19 protein-coding genes are annotated in these 21,117 nt (G+C 61.5%); 11 read left to right on the top strand and 8 right to left on the bottom strand.

The window, feature by feature from the left end:
* Positions 1-2: 2 nt before the first annotated feature.
* Positions 3-473 carry a YchJ family protein gene (locus tag ACVWVP_RS23930; protein WP_178918966.1) on the bottom strand — a complete coding sequence of 157 codons (471 nt, stop codon included), beginning with the start codon at positions 471-473 and terminating at the stop codon, positions 3-5.
* Between the two features lie 5 nt (positions 474-478).
* Positions 479-976, bottom strand: coding sequence for a DUF6231 family protein (locus ACVWVP_RS23925; RefSeq protein WP_178918965.1), 498 nt, complete (start codon positions 974-976; stop codon positions 479-481).
* Between the two features lie 190 nt (positions 977-1,166).
* Between ACVWVP_RS23925 and ACVWVP_RS23920 the strand changes: the two genes are divergently transcribed.
* The 3 genes from ACVWVP_RS23920 (at position 1,167) to ACVWVP_RS23910 (ending at position 3,069) form a co-directional block, all read left to right on the top strand.
* Positions 1,167-1,862: an OmpA family protein gene (locus ACVWVP_RS23920; protein WP_178918964.1), complete on the top strand. Its 696-nt coding sequence runs from the start codon at positions 1,167-1,169 to the stop codon at positions 1,860-1,862.
* A gap of 162 nt (positions 1,863-2,024) precedes the next feature.
* The gene (locus ACVWVP_RS23915) at positions 2,025-2,318 is read left to right on the top strand and encodes a DUF1145 domain-containing protein (RefSeq protein ID WP_457408406.1); all 294 of its coding nucleotides are present in this window, start codon (positions 2,025-2,027) and stop codon (positions 2,316-2,318) included.
* A complete protein-coding gene (locus ACVWVP_RS23910) occupies positions 2,311-3,069 on the top strand; it encodes a collagen-like protein (RefSeq protein WP_178918961.1) in 759 nt (252 codons plus the stop codon). The genes ACVWVP_RS23915 and ACVWVP_RS23910 overlap by 8 nt, the downstream gene beginning before the upstream one ends.
* 90 nt (positions 3,070-3,159) lie before the next feature.
* On the opposite strand, the gene ACVWVP_RS23905 is transcribed toward ACVWVP_RS23910, so the two are convergent.
* A complete protein-coding gene (locus ACVWVP_RS23905) occupies positions 3,160-3,624 on the bottom strand; it encodes a CopD family protein (RefSeq protein WP_457408404.1) in 465 nt (154 codons plus the stop codon).
* Positions 3,625-3,723: 99 nt separating this feature from the next.
* Here ACVWVP_RS23905 and dinG point away from each other — a divergent pair, with 99 nt between their 5' ends.
* The 6 genes from dinG (at position 3,724) to ACVWVP_RS23875 (ending at position 12,198) form a co-directional block, all read left to right on the top strand.
* Complete coding sequence (gene dinG, locus ACVWVP_RS23900) at positions 3,724-5,868, top strand: ATP-dependent DNA helicase DinG (RefSeq protein ID WP_176994736.1); 2,145 nt, start codon at positions 3,724-3,726, stop codon at positions 5,866-5,868.
* 98 nt (positions 5,869-5,966) lie between these two features.
* Positions 5,967-8,264 (top strand): beta-galactosidase, encoded by a 2,298-nt coding sequence (locus tag ACVWVP_RS23895; RefSeq protein ID WP_457408402.1) that lies wholly within the window; start codon positions 5,967-5,969, stop codon positions 8,262-8,264.
* 82 nt (positions 8,265-8,346) lie between these two features.
* Complete coding sequence (locus tag ACVWVP_RS23890) at positions 8,347-9,492, top strand: serine hydrolase domain-containing protein (protein ID WP_259171780.1); 1,146 nt, start codon at positions 8,347-8,349, stop codon at positions 9,490-9,492.
* Between the two features lie 143 nt (positions 9,493-9,635).
* Complete coding sequence (locus tag ACVWVP_RS23885; protein WP_178918953.1) at positions 9,636-10,793, top strand: OmpA family protein; 1,158 nt, start codon at positions 9,636-9,638, stop codon at positions 10,791-10,793.
* 27 nt (positions 10,794-10,820) lie between these two features.
* Positions 10,821-11,468, top strand: a complete 648-nt coding sequence (gene pdxH / locus ACVWVP_RS23880) for a pyridoxamine 5'-phosphate oxidase (RefSeq protein WP_457408400.1) — start codon at positions 10,821-10,823, stop codon at positions 11,466-11,468.
* A gap of 265 nt (positions 11,469-11,733) precedes the next feature.
* Positions 11,734-12,198: an outer membrane lipoprotein gene (locus tag ACVWVP_RS23875; RefSeq protein WP_056857494.1), complete on the top strand. Its 465-nt coding sequence runs from the start codon at positions 11,734-11,736 to the stop codon at positions 12,196-12,198.
* A 760-nt stretch (positions 12,199-12,958) separates the two neighbouring features.
* Here ACVWVP_RS23875 and ACVWVP_RS23870 read toward each other — a convergent pair.
* Both ACVWVP_RS23870 and nhaA read right to left on the bottom strand, forming a co-directional pair.
* Positions 12,959-14,581, bottom strand: a complete 1,623-nt coding sequence (locus ACVWVP_RS23870) for a methyl-accepting chemotaxis protein (protein ID WP_178918950.1) — start codon at positions 14,579-14,581, stop codon at positions 12,959-12,961.
* Positions 14,582-14,922: 341 nt separating this feature from the next.
* A complete protein-coding gene (nhaA, locus tag ACVWVP_RS23865; RefSeq protein ID WP_178920950.1) occupies positions 14,923-16,098 on the bottom strand; it encodes a Na+/H+ antiporter NhaA in 1,176 nt (391 codons plus the stop codon).
* Between the two features lie 216 nt (positions 16,099-16,314).
* Between nhaA and ACVWVP_RS23860 the strand changes: the two genes are divergently transcribed.
* A complete protein-coding gene (locus tag ACVWVP_RS23860; RefSeq protein WP_457408396.1) occupies positions 16,315-17,409 on the top strand; it encodes a PLP-dependent cysteine synthase family protein in 1,095 nt (364 codons plus the stop codon).
* Positions 17,410-17,507: 98 nt separating this feature from the next.
* On the opposite strand, the gene ACVWVP_RS23855 is transcribed toward ACVWVP_RS23860, so the two are convergent.
* Both ACVWVP_RS23855 and ACVWVP_RS23850 read right to left on the bottom strand, forming a co-directional pair.
* Positions 17,508-19,121: an NAD(P)/FAD-dependent oxidoreductase gene (locus ACVWVP_RS23855; RefSeq protein WP_457408394.1), complete on the bottom strand. Its 1,614-nt coding sequence runs from the start codon at positions 19,119-19,121 to the stop codon at positions 17,508-17,510.
* Between the two features lie 107 nt (positions 19,122-19,228).
* Complete coding sequence (locus tag ACVWVP_RS23850; protein WP_457408392.1) at positions 19,229-19,900, bottom strand: COG3650 family protein; 672 nt, start codon at positions 19,898-19,900, stop codon at positions 19,229-19,231.
* A 183-nt stretch (positions 19,901-20,083) separates the two neighbouring features.
* Between ACVWVP_RS23850 and ACVWVP_RS23845 the strand changes: the two genes are divergently transcribed.
* On the top strand, positions 20,084-20,464 hold the full coding sequence (locus tag ACVWVP_RS23845) for a hypothetical protein (RefSeq protein ID WP_457408390.1): 381 nt from the start codon (positions 20,084-20,086) through the stop codon (positions 20,462-20,464).
* Here the strand turns inward: ACVWVP_RS23845 and ACVWVP_RS23840 are convergent.
* On the bottom strand, positions 20,449-21,048 hold the full coding sequence (locus ACVWVP_RS23840; protein ID WP_178925829.1) for a short chain dehydrogenase: 600 nt from the start codon (positions 21,046-21,048) through the stop codon (positions 20,449-20,451). The genes ACVWVP_RS23845 and ACVWVP_RS23840 overlap by 16 nt on opposite strands.
* Between the last annotated feature and the right edge of the window lie 69 nt (positions 21,049-21,117).

Raw genomic sequence — 21,117 nt, 5'->3', positions numbered from 1 at the left:
GCTTAGAGGTAGCTGGAGCAACACTTCTTGAATTTCTGACCACTGCCGCACAGGCACGCATCGTTGCGTCCTGCCTTGACCTCGACGGTGGGGTCGATGAAGTACCAGCGCCCATCATTCTGTACGAAAGAGGACTGCTCGCGGTGGCTATGTTCACCGGTGCTGTCGTGCCAGCGGGCGGTAAAGGTCACGAACGCATGTTCCGGCTGGCCGCCGAACACCTCGGAGCTTTCCACCTCAAGGCCCAGCCAGGTGCTTTGGGCACTCCAGGCGCCGATGGCGTTGCGGTCCAGGCCGGCCTGTTGCGCGGGCAAGGTAGTTGCCACCAGGTAATCCACCAGGCCGAGCACATAGGCGCTGTAGCGCGAACGCATCAGCGCGGTGGCGCAGGGTGCGGGGTGGCCGGCGTGATAGTGGCCGCAGCAGGCATCCAGCAGGTTGCCACTGCCGCAGGGGCAAATGGATGTACTCATCGGGGTTACCACCAATACTTTCCGAAGTTTTCCGGGTTGGCCCAGAAACGGGCGTTGAGCCAGTCCGGCACCTGTTTATAGTCAAGCAGATCATAGGTAAACAGCGTCAGAACCTGCTCATCGCGCTGGAAACGCTCGCCGGCCTGCAGGGCAAGGGAGAAGAAGTCGGTTTCCTTCCAGCCGCAGGCGTTGAGGTCGACGAGCGCAGCAATACGGCTGGCATTGAGGTTGCGCACGCCACCGAGCAGGGTCAGGCCTTGCGGTTTTGACAGGTGCTCCAGGCAGTCGACCACCAGCGCCAAGTCAAAACGTTGCGCCGCCAGCGCTGCGGGCAAGGGCCCGGGCGGCGCGATGGCGACGACGGTGTCGGGGTGCTCGGCCTGGAAGGCGTCCAGCGCCGGGAACTGGCTGGCACCCAACAGCAACAGGCGTTTGGGCTGGTGCAGATCGAGCAAGGCAGCCAAGGCTTGCTGGGGTGTTCGGGAAGAAATACCGGCGGTCATCACAGATCCTCACATCAGGACCGTAGAGACTAGCGCGGCTGAGCGTGCGGGCCTAGAGCGGGTGGCTGCGAAAAGTCCTACGAGTGCAGCGATCCTCAATGAATACAGGGGCGCGGCGTAGTGGCGCAGATGAAAAGAGCCGTCTTTACTCCACCCATCGGCCCCCGCCGATCCCCTCAGGAGAAAACAGATGAGCATCATGCGGACAGCTCTACCCTTGGTTCTGCTAACCGGAGTATTGACAGGTTGCGCAGGCTTGCAGAAAACCGACTGGCCCACCTGCGCCGCCGTGGGCGGTGTGACGGGCGCGGCGATCGGCGCCACTGAAAGTTCAGCCTATGCAGGCGCGGGCGCGCTGCTGATCGGTGGCATGGCTGGCGCCTATTGCTGGGTGCACGGCGATGGCGATGAAGACGGCGATGGTGTGCCGGACAGCCGCGACAAGTGCCCGGGTACGCCAAAAGGCGTGCAGGTCGATGCCAATGGTTGCCCTCCTGTGGCGCCGCCAGCGGTGGTCGAGGAAGTGGTGGTGGTTAAAGAAGAAACCATCGTGATCCGCGATGTGCACTTCCAGTTCGATTCGGCCAAGTTGACGGCCGCGGACAAAACCAAGCTCGACACCATTGCCACTCGCCTGAAAAAAGAAGCCCCCAGCGCGCAACTGCGGGTCAGCGGGCACACCGACAGCGTCGGCAAGGACGCCTACAACCAGAAACTCTCGGAAAAACGCGCCCACTCGGTCACGGACTACTTGATTGGTGCCGGCGTGCCTCGCAGCAACTTTGTCTCGGTCACCGGTGCCGGCGAAAGCCATCCGGTGGCCGACAATAAAACCGCTGAAGGGCGCGCACTGAACCGCCGCGTGGAAATCCAGATCAACCGCTGATAGCCCTTGCCCCTGTGCCAGTCACAGGGGCATTGCTGGCGATCCTCGCCGAAACAGCCGGCATACCTGCCCTTTATCAAGTTTTTTCATCCTTCACTGGCAAATCGCCTGTAGAAGTCGGTACTGTGCGCCCAAAGAATAATAGGCAAGGGGGCATGCGGGATGAAGGTGTTTTGGGGGCTGGGGAAGTTTCTGACGTTACTGTTCTGGGTCGTGGTGGTGGTCAATCTGTTCCGGCCGCTCGCCAGCCCGTTCCACCTGTTGGTCAACCTGGCCGGCAGTCTGTTGTTCCTCACCCATTTGCTGGAGTTGATGTTGTTCAACAGCAGCGTCAAACACCGTGCCCATCCCTGGCGTGACCGCGTGCAGATTCTGCTGGTCGGTATGTTCCACGTGCAGGGCCTGTCGGTGCCTGCGGCGGTTAATGAAACGAACAAGGAGGCCAATCATGCGTAAGGTTTTTCTGTTGGCCCTGCTGGTCAGCCCCATCGCCCTGGCGCAGACCGTCAGTGTTGAAAGTAATTCGTTGATGCGCTTGCCCAGCAGTACCAGCGTGCTGCAACTGGAACGCCTGGACGTCGCCGATTACGGCACCTTGCTGATTCCGGCGACGATCAGCCAGGTCACGGTGGATGAGCTGCACCTGGGGCGTGAAGCACGTATCGCCATCGCCCCGGGCAATACCGGCTTGCAGTTGCAGGTGCGCCACGCGCAGTTGGACCATGGCAGCCAGATCACTTCGCGTGGCGCCCCCGGCACCCACGAACGCCCGGCCAAGGCGGGACGCGACCTGACCCTGCGCATCAATGCGCTGACGGCTGAAGAGCTGTCGGTGGATGCCCGGGGCGGTGCGGGTGCCCAGGGTTATGCGGGCCTGGATGGCGCCAATGGCGTGGACCCGGGTTGCACCTGGGGTTCGGCTGGCCGCGGCGCCAATGGCGATAACGGCGGCGATGGTTTGCCCGGTGCGGCAGGCGCGCAGGTGCGGGTTGAGTTGCCGCAGGATTTCCCGGCTGAACGCATCAAGGTCTGGGTCGATGGCGGTGCGGGTGGTTTGGCGGGCACGGCAGGTAAACCTGGCCGTGGCGGCCAGTCCAAGGGTTGCTTGGTGTACCGTGCCGATGGCGGTGAAAAGGGCCGCCCTGGTTTGGAAGGGCAACCGGGGCCGGCAGGGCCTGCGGGGGCTGTGACTATTCAGCGCCTGTAAAGACATCATCGCCGGCAAGCCGGCTCCTACAGTTGATCGTATAAAACCTGTAGGAGCCGGCTTGCCGGCGATAACGGTCTAAGGACTGCCTCAGAACATCGGCCGAGCCGAAGCAATCGCCACCACCACCAACCCCACGATCAAGTTAATCCCCACCAGCTTGCGAATCTGCCCCAGCACCGCCGCCCCAGCCGGCCAATCTTCAGCCGCCAGCGCCGCGCGCAACTCCGGGAATTTCAGCGCCTGGATACGGATAAACAGCGCCGTCATCACCAGATACAAGCCCATCATCACCTGCACATAGCGTGGCGCTGTCTCAAACCCGCTGAAGCGCAATTGCAGCAGGCCAATGCCGCTGATCGGCAAAATGGCCACGGCGATCCACACCCATACGAAAAAACGTTGAAACACATTTGCCCACAGCTTGAGCCGGGCAGGGCCCTCAAGTGCCGCCACAGCGGCGGGGCGCAGGATCATCCAGGCGAAAAACATGCCGCCGACCCAGACGAGGGCGGCCAATACATGCAGGGTGTAGGCGAGGCTAAACACGGTCATTGCGGTACTCCGTTCTGCGCGGGATTCATTAGCGGGGTATGATAGCCGCCGATCCGAACCACTGAAAATTTATCCAGCGTTTTTAGCGCCCGACTATTCATGATCAGCACTGAACTCAAAACCACGATCCAGGGCGCCTATTCGCGTTTTCTCGAAGCCAAGAGCTTGAAACCGCGCTACGGCCAACGCCTGATGATCGCCGAAGTGGCCAAGGTCCTCGGGGATATCGACACCGACGACGAAGGTCGCCGCGAGGGTGAGCCCGCGGTCGTGGCCGTCGAGGCCGGTACCGGTACCGGCAAGACCGTGGCCTATAGCCTGGCTGCTATCCCCACTGCCAAGGCGGCCGGCAAGCGCTTGGTGATCGCCACCGCCACCGTCGCCCTGCAAGAGCAGATCGTCTACAAAGACCTGCCTGACCTCATGCGTAACAGCGGCCTGAACTTCACCTTTGCCCTGGCCAAGGGCCGTGGTCGCTACATGTGCCTGTCCAAGCTCGATGTGCTGCTGCAGGAGGGCCACGCGCAAACCGCCACCGCCCAGTTGTTCGAAGAAGAAGGCTTCAAGATCGAGGTGGATGAGGCCAGCCAGAAGCTGTTTACCAGCATGATCGAGAAACTGGCCGGCAATAAATGGGACGGCGACCGCGACAGCTGGCCCACCGCCCTTGAAGATTCCGACTGGGCGCGCCTGACCACCGACCACAGCCAGTGCACCAACCGCCATTGCCCCAACTTCGGCCAGTGCGCCTTCTATAAGGCCCGCGAAGGCATGGGCAAGGTCGACGTGATCGTCACCAACCACGACATGGTCCTGGCCGACCTGGCCCTGGGCGGCGGTGCCGTATTGCCGGACCCACGCGACACCCTCTATGTGTTCGACGAAGGGCACCACCTGCCCGATAAGGCCATCGGCCATTTCGCCCACTACACCCGCCTGCGCTCCACCGCCGATTGGCTGGAGACCACCGCCAAGAACCTCACCAAGTTGCTGGCCCAGCACCCGCTGCCCGGCGACCTGGGCAAGCTGATCGAACAGGTGCCGGAGCTGGCGCGGGAGATCAAGACCCAGCAGCAATTCATGTTCAGCGCCTGTGAGCAAGTCGCCGACTTCAAGCCCGGCGAAGATGTGGAGGGCCGTGAGCGGCCGCGTCACCGCTTCGTCGGCGGGCTAATCCCCGAGCACATGCGTGAAATGGGCATCGAGTTGAAGAAGGGCTTTTCGCGCCTGACCGACTTGTTTACCCGGTTGACCGACCTGCTCAAGGAAGGCATGGATGGCGAGGTCAACATCGGCATCGCCAGCAACCAGGCCGAGGAGTGGTACCCGCTGTTTGGCAGCCTGTTGTCTCGCTCACAGGGCAACTGGGAGCTGTGGACCGCCTTCACCGTCGAAGACCCGGAAGACAACCCGCCGATGGCGCGTTGGCTGACCCTCTCGGAAAGCGGCGCGCTGTTTGACATCGAGGTCAATGCCAGCCCGATCCTGGCCGCCGAAATGCTGCGCCGCAACCTGTGGAACGTGGCCTACGGCTGCCTGGTGACCTCGGCCACCCTGACTGCCCTGGGCACCTTCGACCGCTTCCGCATGCGCGCCGGCCTGCCGAAAAAAGCCGTAACCGCCGTGGTGCCGAGCCCGTTTCACCACGCCGACGCGGGTGTGCTGCGGGTGCCGGACCTCAAGGCCGACCCTCGGGATGCGGCGGCCCACACGGCTGCGATCATCCGTGACCTGCCAGACCTGGTGGAGGGTTCCAAAGGTACCCTGGTGCTGTTTTCCTCGCGCAAACAGATGCAGGACGTGTTCGACGGCCTCGACCGCGACTGGCGCAAGCAGGTGTTCATCCAGGGCAACCTGTCCAAGCAGGAAACCCTGAACAAGCACAAGGCACGGGTCGATGGCGGCGATTCCAGTGTGCTGTTCGGCCTGGCCAGTTTCGCCGAAGGCGTCGACTTGCCTGGCGCCTACTGCGAGCACGTGGTGATCGCCAAGATCCCGTTCTCGGTGCCGGATGATCCGGTCGAGGCCGCACTGGCCGAGTGGATCGAAGCGCGGGGCGGCAACCCGTTCATGGAGATCTCGGTGCCGGATGCGTCCCTGAAGCTGGTGCAGGCCTGCGGCCGCTTGCTGCGTACCGAACAGGACCGGGGCACCATCACCTTGCTCGACCGCCGATTGGTCACCCAGCGCTATGGCAAGGCTATCCTGAATGCCTTGCCGCCTTTCAGGCGCGAAATTTCTTAAGCCACCGTGGGCGAATTCGCCCACTTCGTGGTCTATCTCACTGCTATCGATTTATGTCATCAGGCCATTCACCGGCCGATTGGGAGAACCTTGTTCGTATGATTCGCACGCTGCCCGCCCTGTTTGCCCTGCTGTTCACTGCGCCGTTGATGGCCGCGCCCGCAGGGCAACAAACGCTGTTCAACTTCGTCCGGCCTGCCGATGTGGTCAAGGTGGCGACCCAGGACGCCAGCCTGCCGCAATACAACGCCGAACAGACCCCCGAAGGCGAAGTGCTGCGCCGCATCACCTTCAACCCGGCTGCCGAGCCGAGCCTGGTCCTCAGCCCGCAAAGCGGCGCGTGGGACTGGTCCCAATCCAGTGCGATGAGCCTGCGCATTCAAAGTGCCATGGACTGGGCGCTGACCCTCTACGTCAAGGTGCAGAGCGCAGATGGCAAGACCCTGGTCAGCCGCATCGACCTGCCGGCCGGCCCGGCCCAGACGCTGTTGGTTCCGCTGCAGGCCAACTCGCCGTTGAGCCAGGGCATGAAGGCCGGCCCGCCAATGCCTATCACCGTGGATGGTCAGCGCGTATTGCTGGCCAGCAGCGCGGGGGAAATCGACCGCAGCCAGGTGGTGTCGGTGACGCTCTCGATGATCAAGCCCAACGCCGCCCAGAGCATCTTGCTGGAGCGCTTTGGCGTGCAGGACAGCGAGCCGGTGATCAAGGCGGCCTACAGTGAACTGGTAGACGCCTATGGCCAGTCCACCCGGGCGCGTTGGCCGGAAAAGGTCAGCAGCGACGATCAGCTCAAGGCCGCCGCCGCCAAAGAGCAACAACAGCTCAAGGGGTGGCTGGCGGAACGGGATAAAGCCTCACTGGATCAATACGGTGGCTGGAACAAAGGTCCGGCGTTCGAGGCCAGTGGGTTTTTCCGCACTGAGAAACGCGACGGCCGCTGGTACCTGGTGACCCCGCTGGGCCATCCGTTCTACTCGTTGGGCGTCAACACCGTCGCCCCGGACAACAATCAGACCTACGTCGCCGGGCGCGAGTGGATGTTTGCGGCATTGCCCAAGGCCGGTGAGCCCTTCGACAAGTATTACGGCAGCGCTGACAACCGCACCGGCAACGGCGCGGGAGAGGGGCGCAGTTTTGGCGCCGGGCGTTGGTATGACTTCTACGGCGCCAACCTGGAACGCACCTACGGCACCGAAGGTTTTGACCAGAAGCGCTGGGTCAGCCACACCCTCGACCGCCTGCAGGCCTGGGGTTTCAACACCGTGGGCAACTGGAGCGACGGGAACCTGGCGGCTGCTGATCGCGTGCCCTACACCTTGCCGCTGTCGATCGTGGGCGATTACGCCAGCATCAGCACCGGCACCGATTGGTGGGGCGGCATGCCCGATCCGTTCGACCCACGCTTCGCCATGGCCACCGAGCGCGCTGTGGCCATTGCGGCCCGGGATCACCGCGATGATCCATGGTTGATCGGTTATTTCGCCGACAACGAGCTGGCCTGGGCCGGTCCGGGTGACGCTCCAAAATCGCGCTACGCCTTGGCCTACGGCACGTTGCGCATGACCACCGACGTGCCGGCCAAGCGCGCGTTCCTCAAGCAATTGCGCGACAAGTACCGTAACGAAGAGGGCTTGTCGAAAGCCTGGGGCATTCACCTGGCTGGCTGGGAACTGATGGAAGACCCGGGCTTCGAGCCACCGATGCCGAACCCCGAGCACCCGGAAATCGAGGCCGACTTCAAATATTTCCAGAAAACCTTCGCCGATGCCTATTTCAAGACCATCTCCGATTCGCTCAAGTGGCACGCGCCCAATCAGCTGCTGCTGGGCGGGCGTTATGCGGTGAGCACGCCGGAGGCCGTGGCGTCCTGCGCGCAGTACTGCGATGTGCTGAGTTTCAACATGTACACCCTCAAACCCCAGGACGGTTATGACTTCGCCGCCCTGCGTGCGCTGGACAAGCCGGTGCTGATCACCGAATTCAACGTTGGCTCGGCGGACCGTGGACCGTTCTGGGGCGGCGTGACGCAATTGGCCAGGGAAGAGGACCGTGGTGCGGCCTACGCTAATTTCCTCAAGCAGGCCATGGCGGAGCCATCGATTGTCGGCGTGCATTGGTTCCAGTACCTGGACCAGCCGGTCACGGGGCGTCTGCTGGACGGTGAGAACGGTCATTTCGGTCTGGTGGGTATCACTGACGTACCGTTCCAGGGCTTTGTCGACAGCGTGCGCAAAAGCAACCTGGCAGCCGTCGACCAGTTGGGCAAAGAGGCTGAAAAGGCCAAGGCTGCCAACGCTGCGCGTGAGGCCGAGGGCAAGCAGGCCGGGCACGACGGCAAAGGCCCGGGGCAGGGCGCCGGGCATGCCGGCGGGCACTCTGGAAATGGCCATTGATTGAGCGTTGACGGGTTCACAAAACCCACAAGGGCTGGAACAATGGCGGCCAATTTTTACGGTGTTTTCCGAGGGGGCTTAGGTGCAGATTCAGGGTCATTACGAGCTCCAGTTCGAAGCGGTGCGCGAAGGCTTCGCCGCGTTGTTCGATGACCCACAGGAACGTGGTGCCGGGCTGTGCATCCAGGTGGGTGGCGAAACCGTCGTCGACCTGTGGGCCGGCACGGCGGACAAGGACGGTGCCGAGGCCTGGCACAGCGATACCATCGTCAATCTGTTCTCCTGCACCAAGACCTTCACCGCCGTCACGGCCCTGCAATTGGTGGCCGAAGGCAAGCTGCAACTGGACGCGCCCGTGGCCAACTACTGGCCGGAGTTTGCGGCGGCGGGCAAAGAAACTATCACCCTGCGTCAGTTGCTCTGCCACCAGGCCGGGTTGCCCGCGATCCGCGAAATGCTGCCCACCGAAGCCCTGTACGACTGGCAACTGATGGTCGACACCCTGGCGGCCGAGGCACCGTGGTGGACGCCCGGCGAAGGCCATGGCTACGAGGCCATCACTTACGGCTGGCTGGTGGGCGAACTGCTGCGCCGTGCCGACGGGCGCGGCCCGGGCGAGTCCATCGTGGCGCGAGTGGCACGGCCCTTGGGGCTGGACTTCCACGTGGGGCTGGCGGATGAAGAGTTTCATCGTGTTGCGCATATAGCGCGCAGCAAAGGCAATATGGGTGATGAAGCGGCCCAACGGTTACTTCAAGTAATGATGCGCGAGCCCACGGCCATGACAACGCGGGCTTTTGCCAACCCACCGTCTATTCTGACGAGCACTAATAAACCCGAATGGCGGCGCATGCAGCAGCCAGCGGCAAATGGTCACGGTAATGCGCGCAGCCTGGCCGGTTTTTATAGCGGTTTGTTGGACGGTAGTTTGCTGGAAAGCGACATGCTCGAACAATTGACCCGCGAACACAGTATCGGGCCGGATAAAACCTTATTGACCCAAACCCGTTTCGGTCTGGGCTGCATGTTGGATCAACCGCAATTGCCCAATGCCACCTTCGGCCTTGGCCCACGTGCGTTTGGCCACCCCGGGGCGGGCGGTTCGGTCGGTTTTGCCGACCCTGAACATGATGTAGCGTTCGGTTTCGTGACTAATACACTGGGGCCTTATGTACTTATGGACCCGCGTGCGCAGAAGTTGGTCGGAATATTGGCCGGTTGTCTGTAAACCCCTTGCTGTTTCACGTTTTTTTGTTACAAAGGCAACTATAAGAAGACGCTGAGCGAAATGATGTAACTTTAATGTTCAGTAAGCGTCTGTTTAACGGGTCATCCAGACCCCCTGGTTTTTTCTCATTTTGTGGATATCTCATGTTATCGAACAAGTCCTTGGCACTGGCGCTGTGCCTCACTATTACCGGCTGCGCACAAACTCCACAAAATGATGCCGAAGGTGGGCATTGGTGGTCATTTGGATCCGACAAGGCTGCTACCAAGGACGCAGTGACCCAAACCGACGCCAAGCCGGCTGCCGGCGCCAAGCCTGCCGCACCTGTCGCTGCAACTGCCCCGGCTCCCGCCGCAGCCGCACCGGCTCCCGTCGCCAAGGCGGATACCGGCTCCAGCTGGTGGCCGTTCTCCTCCAAGAGCGCCGATGACAAGGCGGCCGACGCCAAGGCTGATCTGAAAGCCGACCTCAAGGCCGCAACGCCAGCGCCTTCGCCAGCTGCGGCACCGGCTGTCGCCAAGACCGACACCGAGACCCACTGGTGGTGGCCGTTCGAAAGCAAGCCAAAGCCACTGGCCAAGGTCGACGTGACCAACGTACCGATGCCTGATCCGAAAATCACCCAAGCCTGGCTGGACGACTACGAGCCGCGCCTGCGTACCGCGATCAAGGACAGCAACCTGCAACTCGAGCGCCGTGACAACGTATTGGTCGTGATCGCTCCGGTAGACGGTTCCTACAACCCTAAACGCCCAGGCATGTTGCTGCCGGTCACACTGGGCCCGTTCACCCGTGTTGCCAAGGCTGTTGAAGGCGATCCGAAGACCGCTGTATTGGTACTGGGCCATGTCGACACCAACGGTGCCGAGGCGCAAAGCCAGGCGCTGACCAAGGAGCGTGCGCAGTCGATCGCTTCGATCTTCAGCCTCAGCGGTTTGAAGCAGGACCGCCTGATGCTGCGCGGCATGGGCGACCTGATGCCACGTGCCGCCAACGACAGCACCCAGGGTCGTGCGCTGAACCGTCGCATGGAAATTCTGTTCACACAGCGTACAACGATGTTGGCGTTGCTGAGCAAGTACAACTCGGCCAACCCGCCGAAGGCCGAAATGGTTGCCGTACAGGACGCGCCTGCACCGGTGGCACCGGCTGCGAAAAAAGCCGTACCGGCCAAGAAGGCTCCGGCCAAGAAAGCCGCCGCCAAGCCAGCCGCCAAAAAAGCCCCGGCCAAGCCTGCCGCGAAGAAACCGGCTCCAGCCAAGGCCGCTGCACCGGCTGCGAACGACCAGGCGAAAAACTGATCTGTTGAAGCACAAGGATAAAGTCGCATGACCCAGGCACTGGCTGATATGCGCCGTGACTACACACGGGACGGTTTGAGCGAGGCCCAGGCCCCGGACGAGCCGTTTGCGTTGTTCCACCAGTGGTTTGTCGATGCGGTGAAAACCGAGCAGCCTCCGGTGGAAGCCAATGCCATGACCCTGGCGACGGTCGACCAGGAGGGTCGCCCGCACTGCCGCATCCTGTTGCTCAAGGGGCTGGATGCGCAGGGCTTTACCTTCTTCACCAATTATCAGAGTGCCAAGGGTGAGCAGCTCGCGGCACGGCCCTTCGCGGCCATGACCTTCTTCTGGCCGACCCTGGAGCGCCAGGTGCGTATCGAGGGGCGGGTGGTCAAGGTCACGCCTGAAGAGTCGGACGCGTATTACCAGGTGCGTCCCTTGGGCAGCCGCCTGGGGGCCTGGGCATCGCCGCAGAGCAAGGTCATCCGCGACCGTGAAGAGCTGCAGGACTTGCTCAAGGCAACCGAGCAGCGTTTCAGTGATACCCAGCCCGATTGCCCCGAGCATTGGGGCGGCTACCGTTTGCTGCCTGAGCGCATCGAGTTCTGGCAGGGCCGCGCCAGCCGCCTGCATGACCGCCTGAACTATCGCCTGCAAGCGGGCGAATGGACGCGTGAGCGTCTGGCGCCCTGAACTTCACCTTTCGTCACCTCACCTGTAATAGTGTCCGCAGGCCTGTCGTCTCTACCAAGAGGCTTCGGGTTGTTGATTGCGGACAACCCCATCGGCAAGCGTATGCGTGATACTTCTTGGTACAAGGAGAGTGCTACCGTTCGTCGAGTTTTTTGGTAAGGGCAGTCTGTACTAGGGCTGAATGAAAGCAATTTTCTGCCGTGCTTGCCGTGACAGGCGCCAAGCCGCAGCGTCTAATGAATACCTGTCCTTTGGAGTTGATGCTATGCGTAAGTCCGTTTTACTAGTTGCCTGCTTTACCACCCTGTCGTTGCTGTTGGGTGGCTGCGCCTCGAGTCTGACCGGCGACTCGTACTCCCGTGACGAAGCGCGTCGTGTACAGACCGTTCGCATGGGTACCATTGAATCCCTGCGTCCGGTGAAAATCGAAGGTACCAAGACCCCAATCGGCGGCGCTGCTGGCGCAGTCATCGGCGGCGTTGGCGGCAGCGCCATCGGCGGCGGCCGTGGCAGCATTGTCACTGCCGTGATCGGCGCCGTCGCTGGCGGCCTGCTGGGCTCGGCCACCGAAGAGGGCCTGACCCGCACCCAAGGCGTTGAAATCACCGTGCGCGAAGACGACGGCAGCATGCGCGCCTACGTGCAAGCGGTTGAAGAGAACGAAATCTTCCGCATCGGTGACCGCGTTCGCATCATGACCGTTAACGGCACCAGCCGAGTGACTCGCTAAGCGTCGGTTGTAGAAACACAAAACCCCCAACCGGGTGACTGGTTGGGGGTTTTTTATTGTATGGGGCGAGGTTGGCTGTACCGTCGATCTGAAGTGAGTGCGCTGTCGTTCCCGCTAAAAATGCAGGCAATAAAAAACCGCCACGAAAAGGCGGTTTTTTATTTGCAATACCAGTTTGCAGCTGACATTGCGTGCTCACAGGAAACAATGACCTGCGCGAAATACTACTGTTGGCCTTTGCATGACGCAAGATAAGACGATAAGTGGCGGATCTTATTGTTGGGTTTTATTTTGCGAATTGTTTTGCAAAATAAGGCAACAAATCCAGAGCGTAGAGTTAGCTGTTCAAGCTGCCTTCGTTACACCTCGAGCCGGAAGGCTAAGTTAGTATCGCCCTCGTTCTGCGTGCATTGTGTTGTGAGCAAGCTGGGTTCGCCGGCGAATTTGGACCGGCGGCCACGGGCTTGCAATCCGTGCCGGATTAACGCGGCTGGACCATCAACCCGGCCGCCTCACAGGAAACAATGACCTGTATCCGAAGGCGCGCATGTTCCGGTAAGTACGCTGGAGGTAAGGCCCAACATTTGGAGGGCCGAGTATGTCGAAGTTTGCACGACGTACGTGGAACCTCGTAGTGAACGCCTTGCGTGTGTGCCACGTGTGGGGGTTCCTGCGGGACAGCTTCGATGACCTTTAAGGTCTAAGAAGTGGAGCCGTCTCGGTTTAAGCCGAGACGGCTTTTTGGTTTCTCAGGCTGCCCTCAGATCTGGAAGTGCTTCACCATGGTGTTCAACTCATGGGCCAGGCTTGCCAGGGACTGCGACGCAGCCGTCGTTTGGGTCGAGCCTTCCGCAGATTGAACCGACAACTGCTGAATGTTCAGCAAATTGCGGTCAACCGCCCGGGCCACATCAGCTTGCTCAGCCGCCGCCGTGGTGATGACCAGGTTGCGATCATTGATCTCATCGTTGGCCGCCAGGATATCCGCCAGCGCTTTCTGCGCCAGTTCGGCCAGCGCCAGGGTTTGCTCGGTCATGGTGCTGCTGTCGAGCATGGTGTTGACGGTGCTGGCGGTGTTGGTCTGGATGCTGCCGATCATCTGTTCGATTTCCTGGGTCGACTGGGCGGTGCGGTGGGCCAGGGCGCGCACTTCATCGGCAACCACGGCAAACCCACGGCCTGCATCGCCCGCGCGCGCGGCTTCGATGGCCGCGTTCAGCGCCAGCAGGTTGGTTTGCTCGGCAATCGTGCGGATCACATCGAGGACCTTGCCGATCCCCTTGGCCTGCTCGGCAAGACCGCCCACTTGGCCAGAGCTGAGTTCAACGCCACGGGTCAGCGCCTGGATTGCGTTCAGCGCTTCGACCATGCGCTGCTGGCCTTTCAAGGCAATGCTTCGCGACTCCTGAGACAGGTCTGAGGTGGACGCCGCATTTCTCGCCACTTCCTCAATCGCCGTGGTCATCTCGGTGACGGCAGTCGCGGCCTGTTCGATTTCGCCATGTTGCTGCTGCAGGTCACGGCTACCTTCGGCAGTGACGGCATTGAGCTCTTCGGCCGCCGCCGCCAGTTGGCTGGACGAGCCGGTGATCTGCCGCAGGGTCTGTACCAGGTTATTGCGCATGACCTCTTGGGCCCTGAGCAAACGCGTGGCTTCGTCGTTGCCCGTGGGGGTGATCGGTTGGGTCAGGTCGCCCTTGGCGATGGTCTCGGCCACATGCACCGCTTCGATGATCGGGCCAGTGATGCTGCGCGTCAGTAACCAGGCCACCAGCACCGTGCCGCCACTCACCAACAGGATCACGAGCGTGATGCCACTCACCGCATGTTGGTAAGCACCGACGGACGTCATGCCGGCCTGTTCTGCGCCTTTGTTGGCAAGGTCGATCAGTTGGTCGAAATTCTTGGTCATCTGCTCATAGCTTTCTCGAATGCTGTTGAGAAAGTCCCGCGCGCCGGCCTTGTCGCCTGAGCGCGAGCGCTTGAGCATCTCGGTATGGTTTTTCGCGTACGCCTCGAGGCTCTGGTTGAACACCTCGAGCCGTGATTTTTCCTCCGGCGTACGCAACAGCGCCGCGTACTGGGTCAACTGCTCCTTGACGGCCTTGAGGCGACCGGCGGACTTGTCTTCGTAGGTCTGCATATCGGCATCGCTGGACGACAGAATGTGCGCCATTTCACCCAGGCGAAAACGGTCGAGCGATGCGTTGGCCAGGGCCAGTATCCTGACGCGCTGCATCCAGTTGTTCTGGATGTCGGCCGCCTGGGACTGGACTTCGCCGATCTGCTTGAGCGCAAACAGACCGAGAAACACACTCAGTGACGCAATAGCAGCGAAGCCGATGAAGGCTCTGGCCGCGATTCTTATATTTCTCAGGAACATGGGGTTTACGCTCGGGCTGAAAACGCGTTGAAGAGCAAAGTCGGGCGGGCGTCCCGGGCCGGGACAGTCGAGGCGCCACACCAGCTAGTCGGCGGTGGGCGTGAAGTCTTTAGGGGCGGTGGGGGCTGGGTGGGTAAGTTTCATGTTGCGGGTGACGGCGGAAAAAGAAAAACCTCAACCGGGTGAGCGGTTGAGGTTTCGTGTATGAGGTATTTGGGCCTCAGGTGAACATTGCTATGTCATCCATGCGTCATTCACAGCAGCTGACAACGAGCATTTTATTCACGTCCGATGTTGCAGGGCGTCACTCAGGAGCCAGCCAAGCCGGCTCCCGAACAGGCTCAGGCTTTCTTGCGACTCGCCATCGCCGTGACCGCATACCCAATGCACGCTGCCAGGATAGAACCGGTCAGGATGCCCATACGGTCTTCCCCGGCGAACTCACTGACACCCGGCACAAACGCCAGGGAGCCGACGAACAGGCTCATGGTGAAGCCGATACCACACAGGATCGCCACCCCGAAGACCTGGCCCCAGTTGGCGCCCGAAGGCAGGGCGGAGAGGCCGGTCTTCACGGCAAGCCAGGTGAGGCCGAACACGCCGACGGTCTTGCCGATCAGCAGGCCGGCGGCGATGCCCATCGGTACGTGGTGGGTGAAGCTGTCCAGGCTGACGCCGGTCAGCGAGACACCGGCGTTGGCGAAGGCGAACAGCGGCAGGATGCCATAGGCCACCCAGGGGTGCAGGGCGTGTTCCAGGGTCAGCAACGGCGAAGGCTCGGCATTCTTGGTGCGCATCGGGATGCAGAACGCCAGGGTCACGCCGGCCAGCGTGGCGTGCACGCCACTCTTGAGCACGCAGACCCACAGGATCAAGCCGATGATCAGGTAGGGGCCAAGCTTGATCACGCCAAGGCGGTTCATCGCGATCAGGGCGATCAGGCAGGCTGCCGCGCCGGCGAGGGAGGCACCGGACAGGTCAGTGGAATAGAACAGGGCAATGACGATGATCGCGCCCAGGTCATCAATGATGGCCAGGGTCATCAGAAACAGTTTCAGCGATACCGGCACGCGCTTGCCCAGCAGGGCCAGTACGCCCAGAGCGAACGCGATGTCCGTGGCCATGGGGATCGCCCAGCCGGCCAGGGCGGCCGAGTTGCCTTTGTTCAGCGCCCAGTAGATCAGCGCCGGTACCACCATGCCGCCAATGGCCGCTGCACCGGGCAGCACCACTTGCGACGGCTTGGAGAGGTGGCCATCGAGCAGCTCGCGCTTGACCTCCAGGCCGATCAGCAGGAAGAACAGGGCCATCAGGCCGTCGTTGATCCACAGCAGGGCGGGCTTGGCGATTTTCAGGGCGCCCACCTGGGCCACCACCGGTACATCGAGGAAGGCGTTGTACAGGTGCGACAACGGAGAGTTGTTGATGATCAGCGCCAAGGCGGCAGCGGCGATCAACAACAGACCACTGGCGGCTTCCAGCTGGAAGAAACGGGTGAAAGTGCTACGCAGAGGCACGGGATGCTCTCCAATCCAGGTTCAATAGGTGGGTACCCTAACCCGTACCGTTAGTTGTTAAAACAAAAGTTATATTCTTATTTGTTATAAGCGATGGCCGGGGGAGGCGTTGCGCCAAAGCCTAGCAATTGTGTGTCCAATTGAGTCGTCACTGTATCTGTGTGCAGTGTAGGAAACCCCCTAAGATTGTGGATGAAATCTTTAGAGACTCACGCTATGAGCGATCAACGTACCTGGGCCCGCGAAGCCATTCGCATCATTGAAGCGGACTTTCAGCGTAGCGCCGACACGCACCTGATCCCTTTGCCATTGCCGGGGTTGCCGGGTATCGAGTTGTATTTCAAGGATGAGTCCAGCCACCCCACCGGCAGCCTCAAGCATCGTCTGGCCCGCTCGTTGTTTCTGTATGCGTTGTGCAATGGCTGGCTGAAGCCGGGTGCGCCGGTGATCGAGGCGTCCAGTGGCTCGACGGCAATCTCGGAAGCCTATTTTGCGCGCTTGCTTGGCCTGCCGTTTATCGCGGTGATGCCGGCCACCACGTCCCAGGAAAAAATCGCCCAGATTGCGTTCTATGGTGGCAAGAGCCATCTGGTACAGGACCCGACACAGATCTACGCCGAATCCGAACGCTTGGCCAAGGAAAGTGGCGGTCACTTCATGGACCAGTTCACCTACGCCGAGCGGGCCACCGACTGGCGGGCGAACAACAACATCGCCGAGTCGATCTTCCAGCAGATGCGATTCGAACATTACCCCGAGCCGAGTTGGCTGATCTCCAGCCCGGGCACCGGCGGCACCACCGCGACCCTGGGTCGCTACGTACGCTACCGCCAACATTGCACCCGGGTGCTCTGCGCGGATGCCGAGCGTTCAGTGTTCTTCGACTTCTACCAGAGCGGCGACGCCAGCTTGCGCCTGGATTGCGGTTCTCGCATCGAAGGCATTGGCCGGCCACGGGTTGAGGCGTCTTTTCTGCCGAAGGTGATCGACGCGATGGTCAAGGTGCCGGATGCTTTATCGCTGGCCGCCATGCACTACCTGGCCGAACGCTTGGGGCGGCGGGTCGGGGGCAGCAGCGGGACCAACCTGATGGGGGCCTTGGTGGCAGCTCAACATATGAAGGCGGCGGGGGAGTCGGGGTCGATCGTGGCGATCTTGTGTGATGGGGGCGAGCGGTATGCCACCACCTATTACGATCAGGCGTGGCTTAAAGCGCAGGGTTATGAGTTGGACGGCTTGATCGCGGCCGTTGCGGCCAGTGTCGAGCGCGGCGAGCCGTTGCCGGACAACATCCTGCGCGCCAATATCTAAACCTGTAGGAGCCCGGCTTGTCGGCGATGGCTTTCCTGAGATCAACACTGAACTCAAGGCCTCATCGCCGGCAAGCCGGGCTCCTACACGTTGATGGGTCAGGCCTCCAGGCCCAACATATCCCGGGCCAAGGCTTCGGCAATGCGGATGCCGTCCACACCTGCCGACAGGATCCCACCGGCATAACCGGCGCCTTCACCGGCCGGGAACAACCCTTTGACGTTCAGGCTCTGCATCGATTCGTTACGGGTAATCCGCAGCGGCGAAGAGGTGCGGGTCTCGATTCCGGTCAACACGGCGTCGTGCAGCGAGTAGCCCTTGATCTGTTTCTCGAACGCCGGCAGTGCCTCACGAATCGCTTCGATGGCGAAGTCTGGCAACGCGAGCGCCAAGTCACCCAGGGACACCCCAGGCTTGTAGGAGGGTTCCACGCTGCCGAGGGCTGTGGACGGCTTGCCGGCGATGAAATCGCCCACCAGCTGTGCCGGGGCCTCGTAGTTGCTGCCACCGAGGATGTAGGCGTGGGACTCCAGGCGCTCCTGCAACTCGATACCGGCCAGCGGGCCCCCCGGGTAGTCCACCTCAGGGGTGATGCCCACCACGATGCCCGAGTTGGCATTGCGCTCGTTGCGCGAGTATTGGCTCATGCCGTTGGTGACGACGCGGTTCGGCTCGGACGTGGCCGCCACCACCGTACCGCCCGGGCACATGCAGAAGCTGTAGACCGAACGACCGTTCTTGGCGTGGTGCACCAGCTTGTAGTCGGCGGCGCCCAGTTTGGGGTGCCCGGCGTATTTGCCCAGGCGCGCGGCGTCGATCAACGATTGCGGGTGTTCGATACGGAAGCCCACCGAGAACGGCTTGGCCTCCATGTACACGCCACGACCATGGAGCATGCGGAAGGTGTCGCGAGCACTGTGGCCCAGGGCCAGGATCACGTGCTTGGAAAGGATTTGCTCGCCGCCGTCCACCACAACGCCGTTCAGTTGGCCGTCTTCGATCAGTACGTCGGTCACGCGCTGCTCGAACCGCACTTCACCGCCCAGGGCGATGATCTGTTCGCGCATGTTTTCCACCACGCCTGTCAGGCGGAAGGTACCGATGTGCGGCTTGCTGACGTAGAGGATTTCTTCCGGCGCGCCGGCCTTGACGAACTCGTGCAGCACTTTGCGGCCGTGGAATTTCGGGTCCTTGATCTGGCTGTAGAGCTTGCCGTCGGAGAAGGTCCCGGCACCGCCTTCACCGAACTGTACGTTGGACTCGGGGTTGAGCACGCTTTTGCGCCACAGGCCCCAGGTGTCCTTGGTGCGCTGGCGCACTTCCTTGCCACGCTCGAGGATGATCGGCTTGAAGCCCATCTGGGCCAGCAGCAGGCCAGCAAAAATCCCGCAGGGACCAAAGCCCACCACGATCGGACGCTCTGTGAGGCCTTGCGGTGCCTGGCCCACCACTTTGTAGCTGACATCCGGCGCGGGGTTGACGTTACGGTCATCGGCAAACTTGAGCAGCAGGGCTGCTTCGCCATTCACGTTCAGATCAATGGTGTAGATGAAGCACAGCTCCGACGACTTCTTGCGAGCGTCGTAGCTGCGTTTGAACAGGGTGAAATCGAGCAGGTCATCACTGGCGATGCCCAGGCGCTGCACGATGGCAGGCCGCAGGTCTTCTTCGGGATGGTCGATGGGCAGCTTGAGTTCGGTGATTCGTAACATGACAGGGTCCGGGTAGGCGGCGGGCAAAGATGCCGGCTGTTTTGCAAACCGGCGATTATAAGCCCCAATGGCGGATTTCGGTCAGGTTAAAACAGTGCAGGGCCGAATCAGTCGTCCCGGGAGCCGCCGAACGCCGCACAACCGCGCTGCACCTGGCCGTTCACGCGCAGCTCGGCGGTCATGTGCTGCAGGCTGCCGCTGACCGGGTCGACGCAACGCTGCGGGGCCACCCACAACTCGACGTGTTGGTTGTTGGCTTCGGTCATCAGGTTGAAGCGGCCGTCACCGATCTGCTCTTCCACGTAGGGCACGGCCAGCGGCGGTTGGCCTTCGCGCTCCAGCACCATGCCCTTGGCCGTGACGTTCATCGCCCAGGCCGGTTTATGGCCATTGGCCCGCAGGATCATGCGCTTGAAGTCCGGGTCGTTGCAGGCCGAGGTCGAGCGTTCTACGCGGTAGAGCTGTTGCAGGTCCACCGAACCCTGGGTACCGGCAGCCACGCCAGAGAACTTGCCGCGCAGGTCGGCAAACAGCGCACCTTGCTGGCCGGCCAGGGAAGCGGCTTCCTGCAGCACGCTGGTGCCGCCGGTGTCGTTGACGACATAGTTACGCTGGTCGCCGCACGGCTGGAACAGCAGCTTGCCGCCGACCGCTGTCAGTTCACCCTGCATGCGGGTCATCCCGACAGTAGAGGGTTTAGCCGGCTCGCTCTCGAACATCTGGCAAGCGGTGAACAGCGGCAGCAGGGCAAACAGGGCGAGGGTACGGACGGCACGCATTTATCGGTCTCCAAACAAGTGCCGCCACGTTACGCAGGCTGGCGCTGCATCACAAGTGCGGGACACCGTTTGAACCGTCTGCGCGACAAGGATGGGAAACGGAGCGTTGCTGATGGAGACTTTTCCTACACTCAAGGCTAGAGCGTCGTGAGAGTGTCGACCTCTTTTCACTGGGAGACAGCCATGAACATCAAATGGGGCATCTGCGCACTGCTGTTCTGGGCAAATGTTGCCTTTTCGGACGAACCCGCCCGGCTCGAATACTCGTCAGCCACGGATTTCACGGATATCTCGTTGACGCTCAAACGGGCCGGGCACGCTGTCCCGGCCAATGTTGAGGTCAGTGTTTCGCTGAGCCCGGAGGCGAAGGCCAGAACACAATCCATCACGCTGCTTGCCTACCAGAAGTACGTCACACTCTACGTTGACGGTTATCTGATCAATACGGCCAAGGTTCAAAGCCCGCTGGGCGGTGCGTTCAGGTTTCCGGCCCCGCGTGCGCTGGTGAGTGAATGGATGTCCGAGCCCTCGCGCGAGGCAATTGCCGTTCAGCCCACGATGTAGGTCTGACCGGTCTGCAGGCCTTCGACGCTTTTTGCGTAGGCCAGCGCCACATCGGCACCTGTGGCCGGTTTGAAGCCACGGAAGTAAGGCGCATAGCTGCCCATGGCTTCCAGCAGGACCGTCGGGCTCACTGAGTTGATACGCAGGCCACGTGGCAATTCGATTGCCGCTGCTTTGACGAAGGCATCCAGTGCGCCATTGACCAGTGCTGCCGAGGCGCCGGTACGAATCGGGTCACGGTTCAAGATACCGCTGGTGAAGGTGAAAGAAGCGCCATCATTGGCGTACTCGCGGCCGATCAGCAGCAGGTTGACCTGGCCCATCAGCTTGTCGCGCAGGCCCAGTTCAAAATCGGTCTCGCTCATGTCACCCAGCGGCACGAAGTTGACGCTGCCCGCTGCGCAGACCAGCGCATCGAATTTGCCGGTCTGTTCGAACAGTTTGCGGATCGAGTTGCTGTCGCTGATATCCACCTGGAAGTCGCCGCTGCTGCGGCCGATGCTGATCACTTCGTGACGCTGCGCCAGCTCTGCCTTGACCGCTGAACCAACCGTGCCGCTGGCACCAATCAATAGGATTTTCATCGTGCTGTTCCTCCAGGGGGTAAGTGAAGGTTCAGTCTAGTGTGGCTTTTTGGTTGGATAAACGCGCTA

Source organism: Pseudomonas sp. TE24901 (genome assembly GCF_054058375.1).
This window is presented reverse-complemented; position numbering and strand designations above follow the sequence as displayed.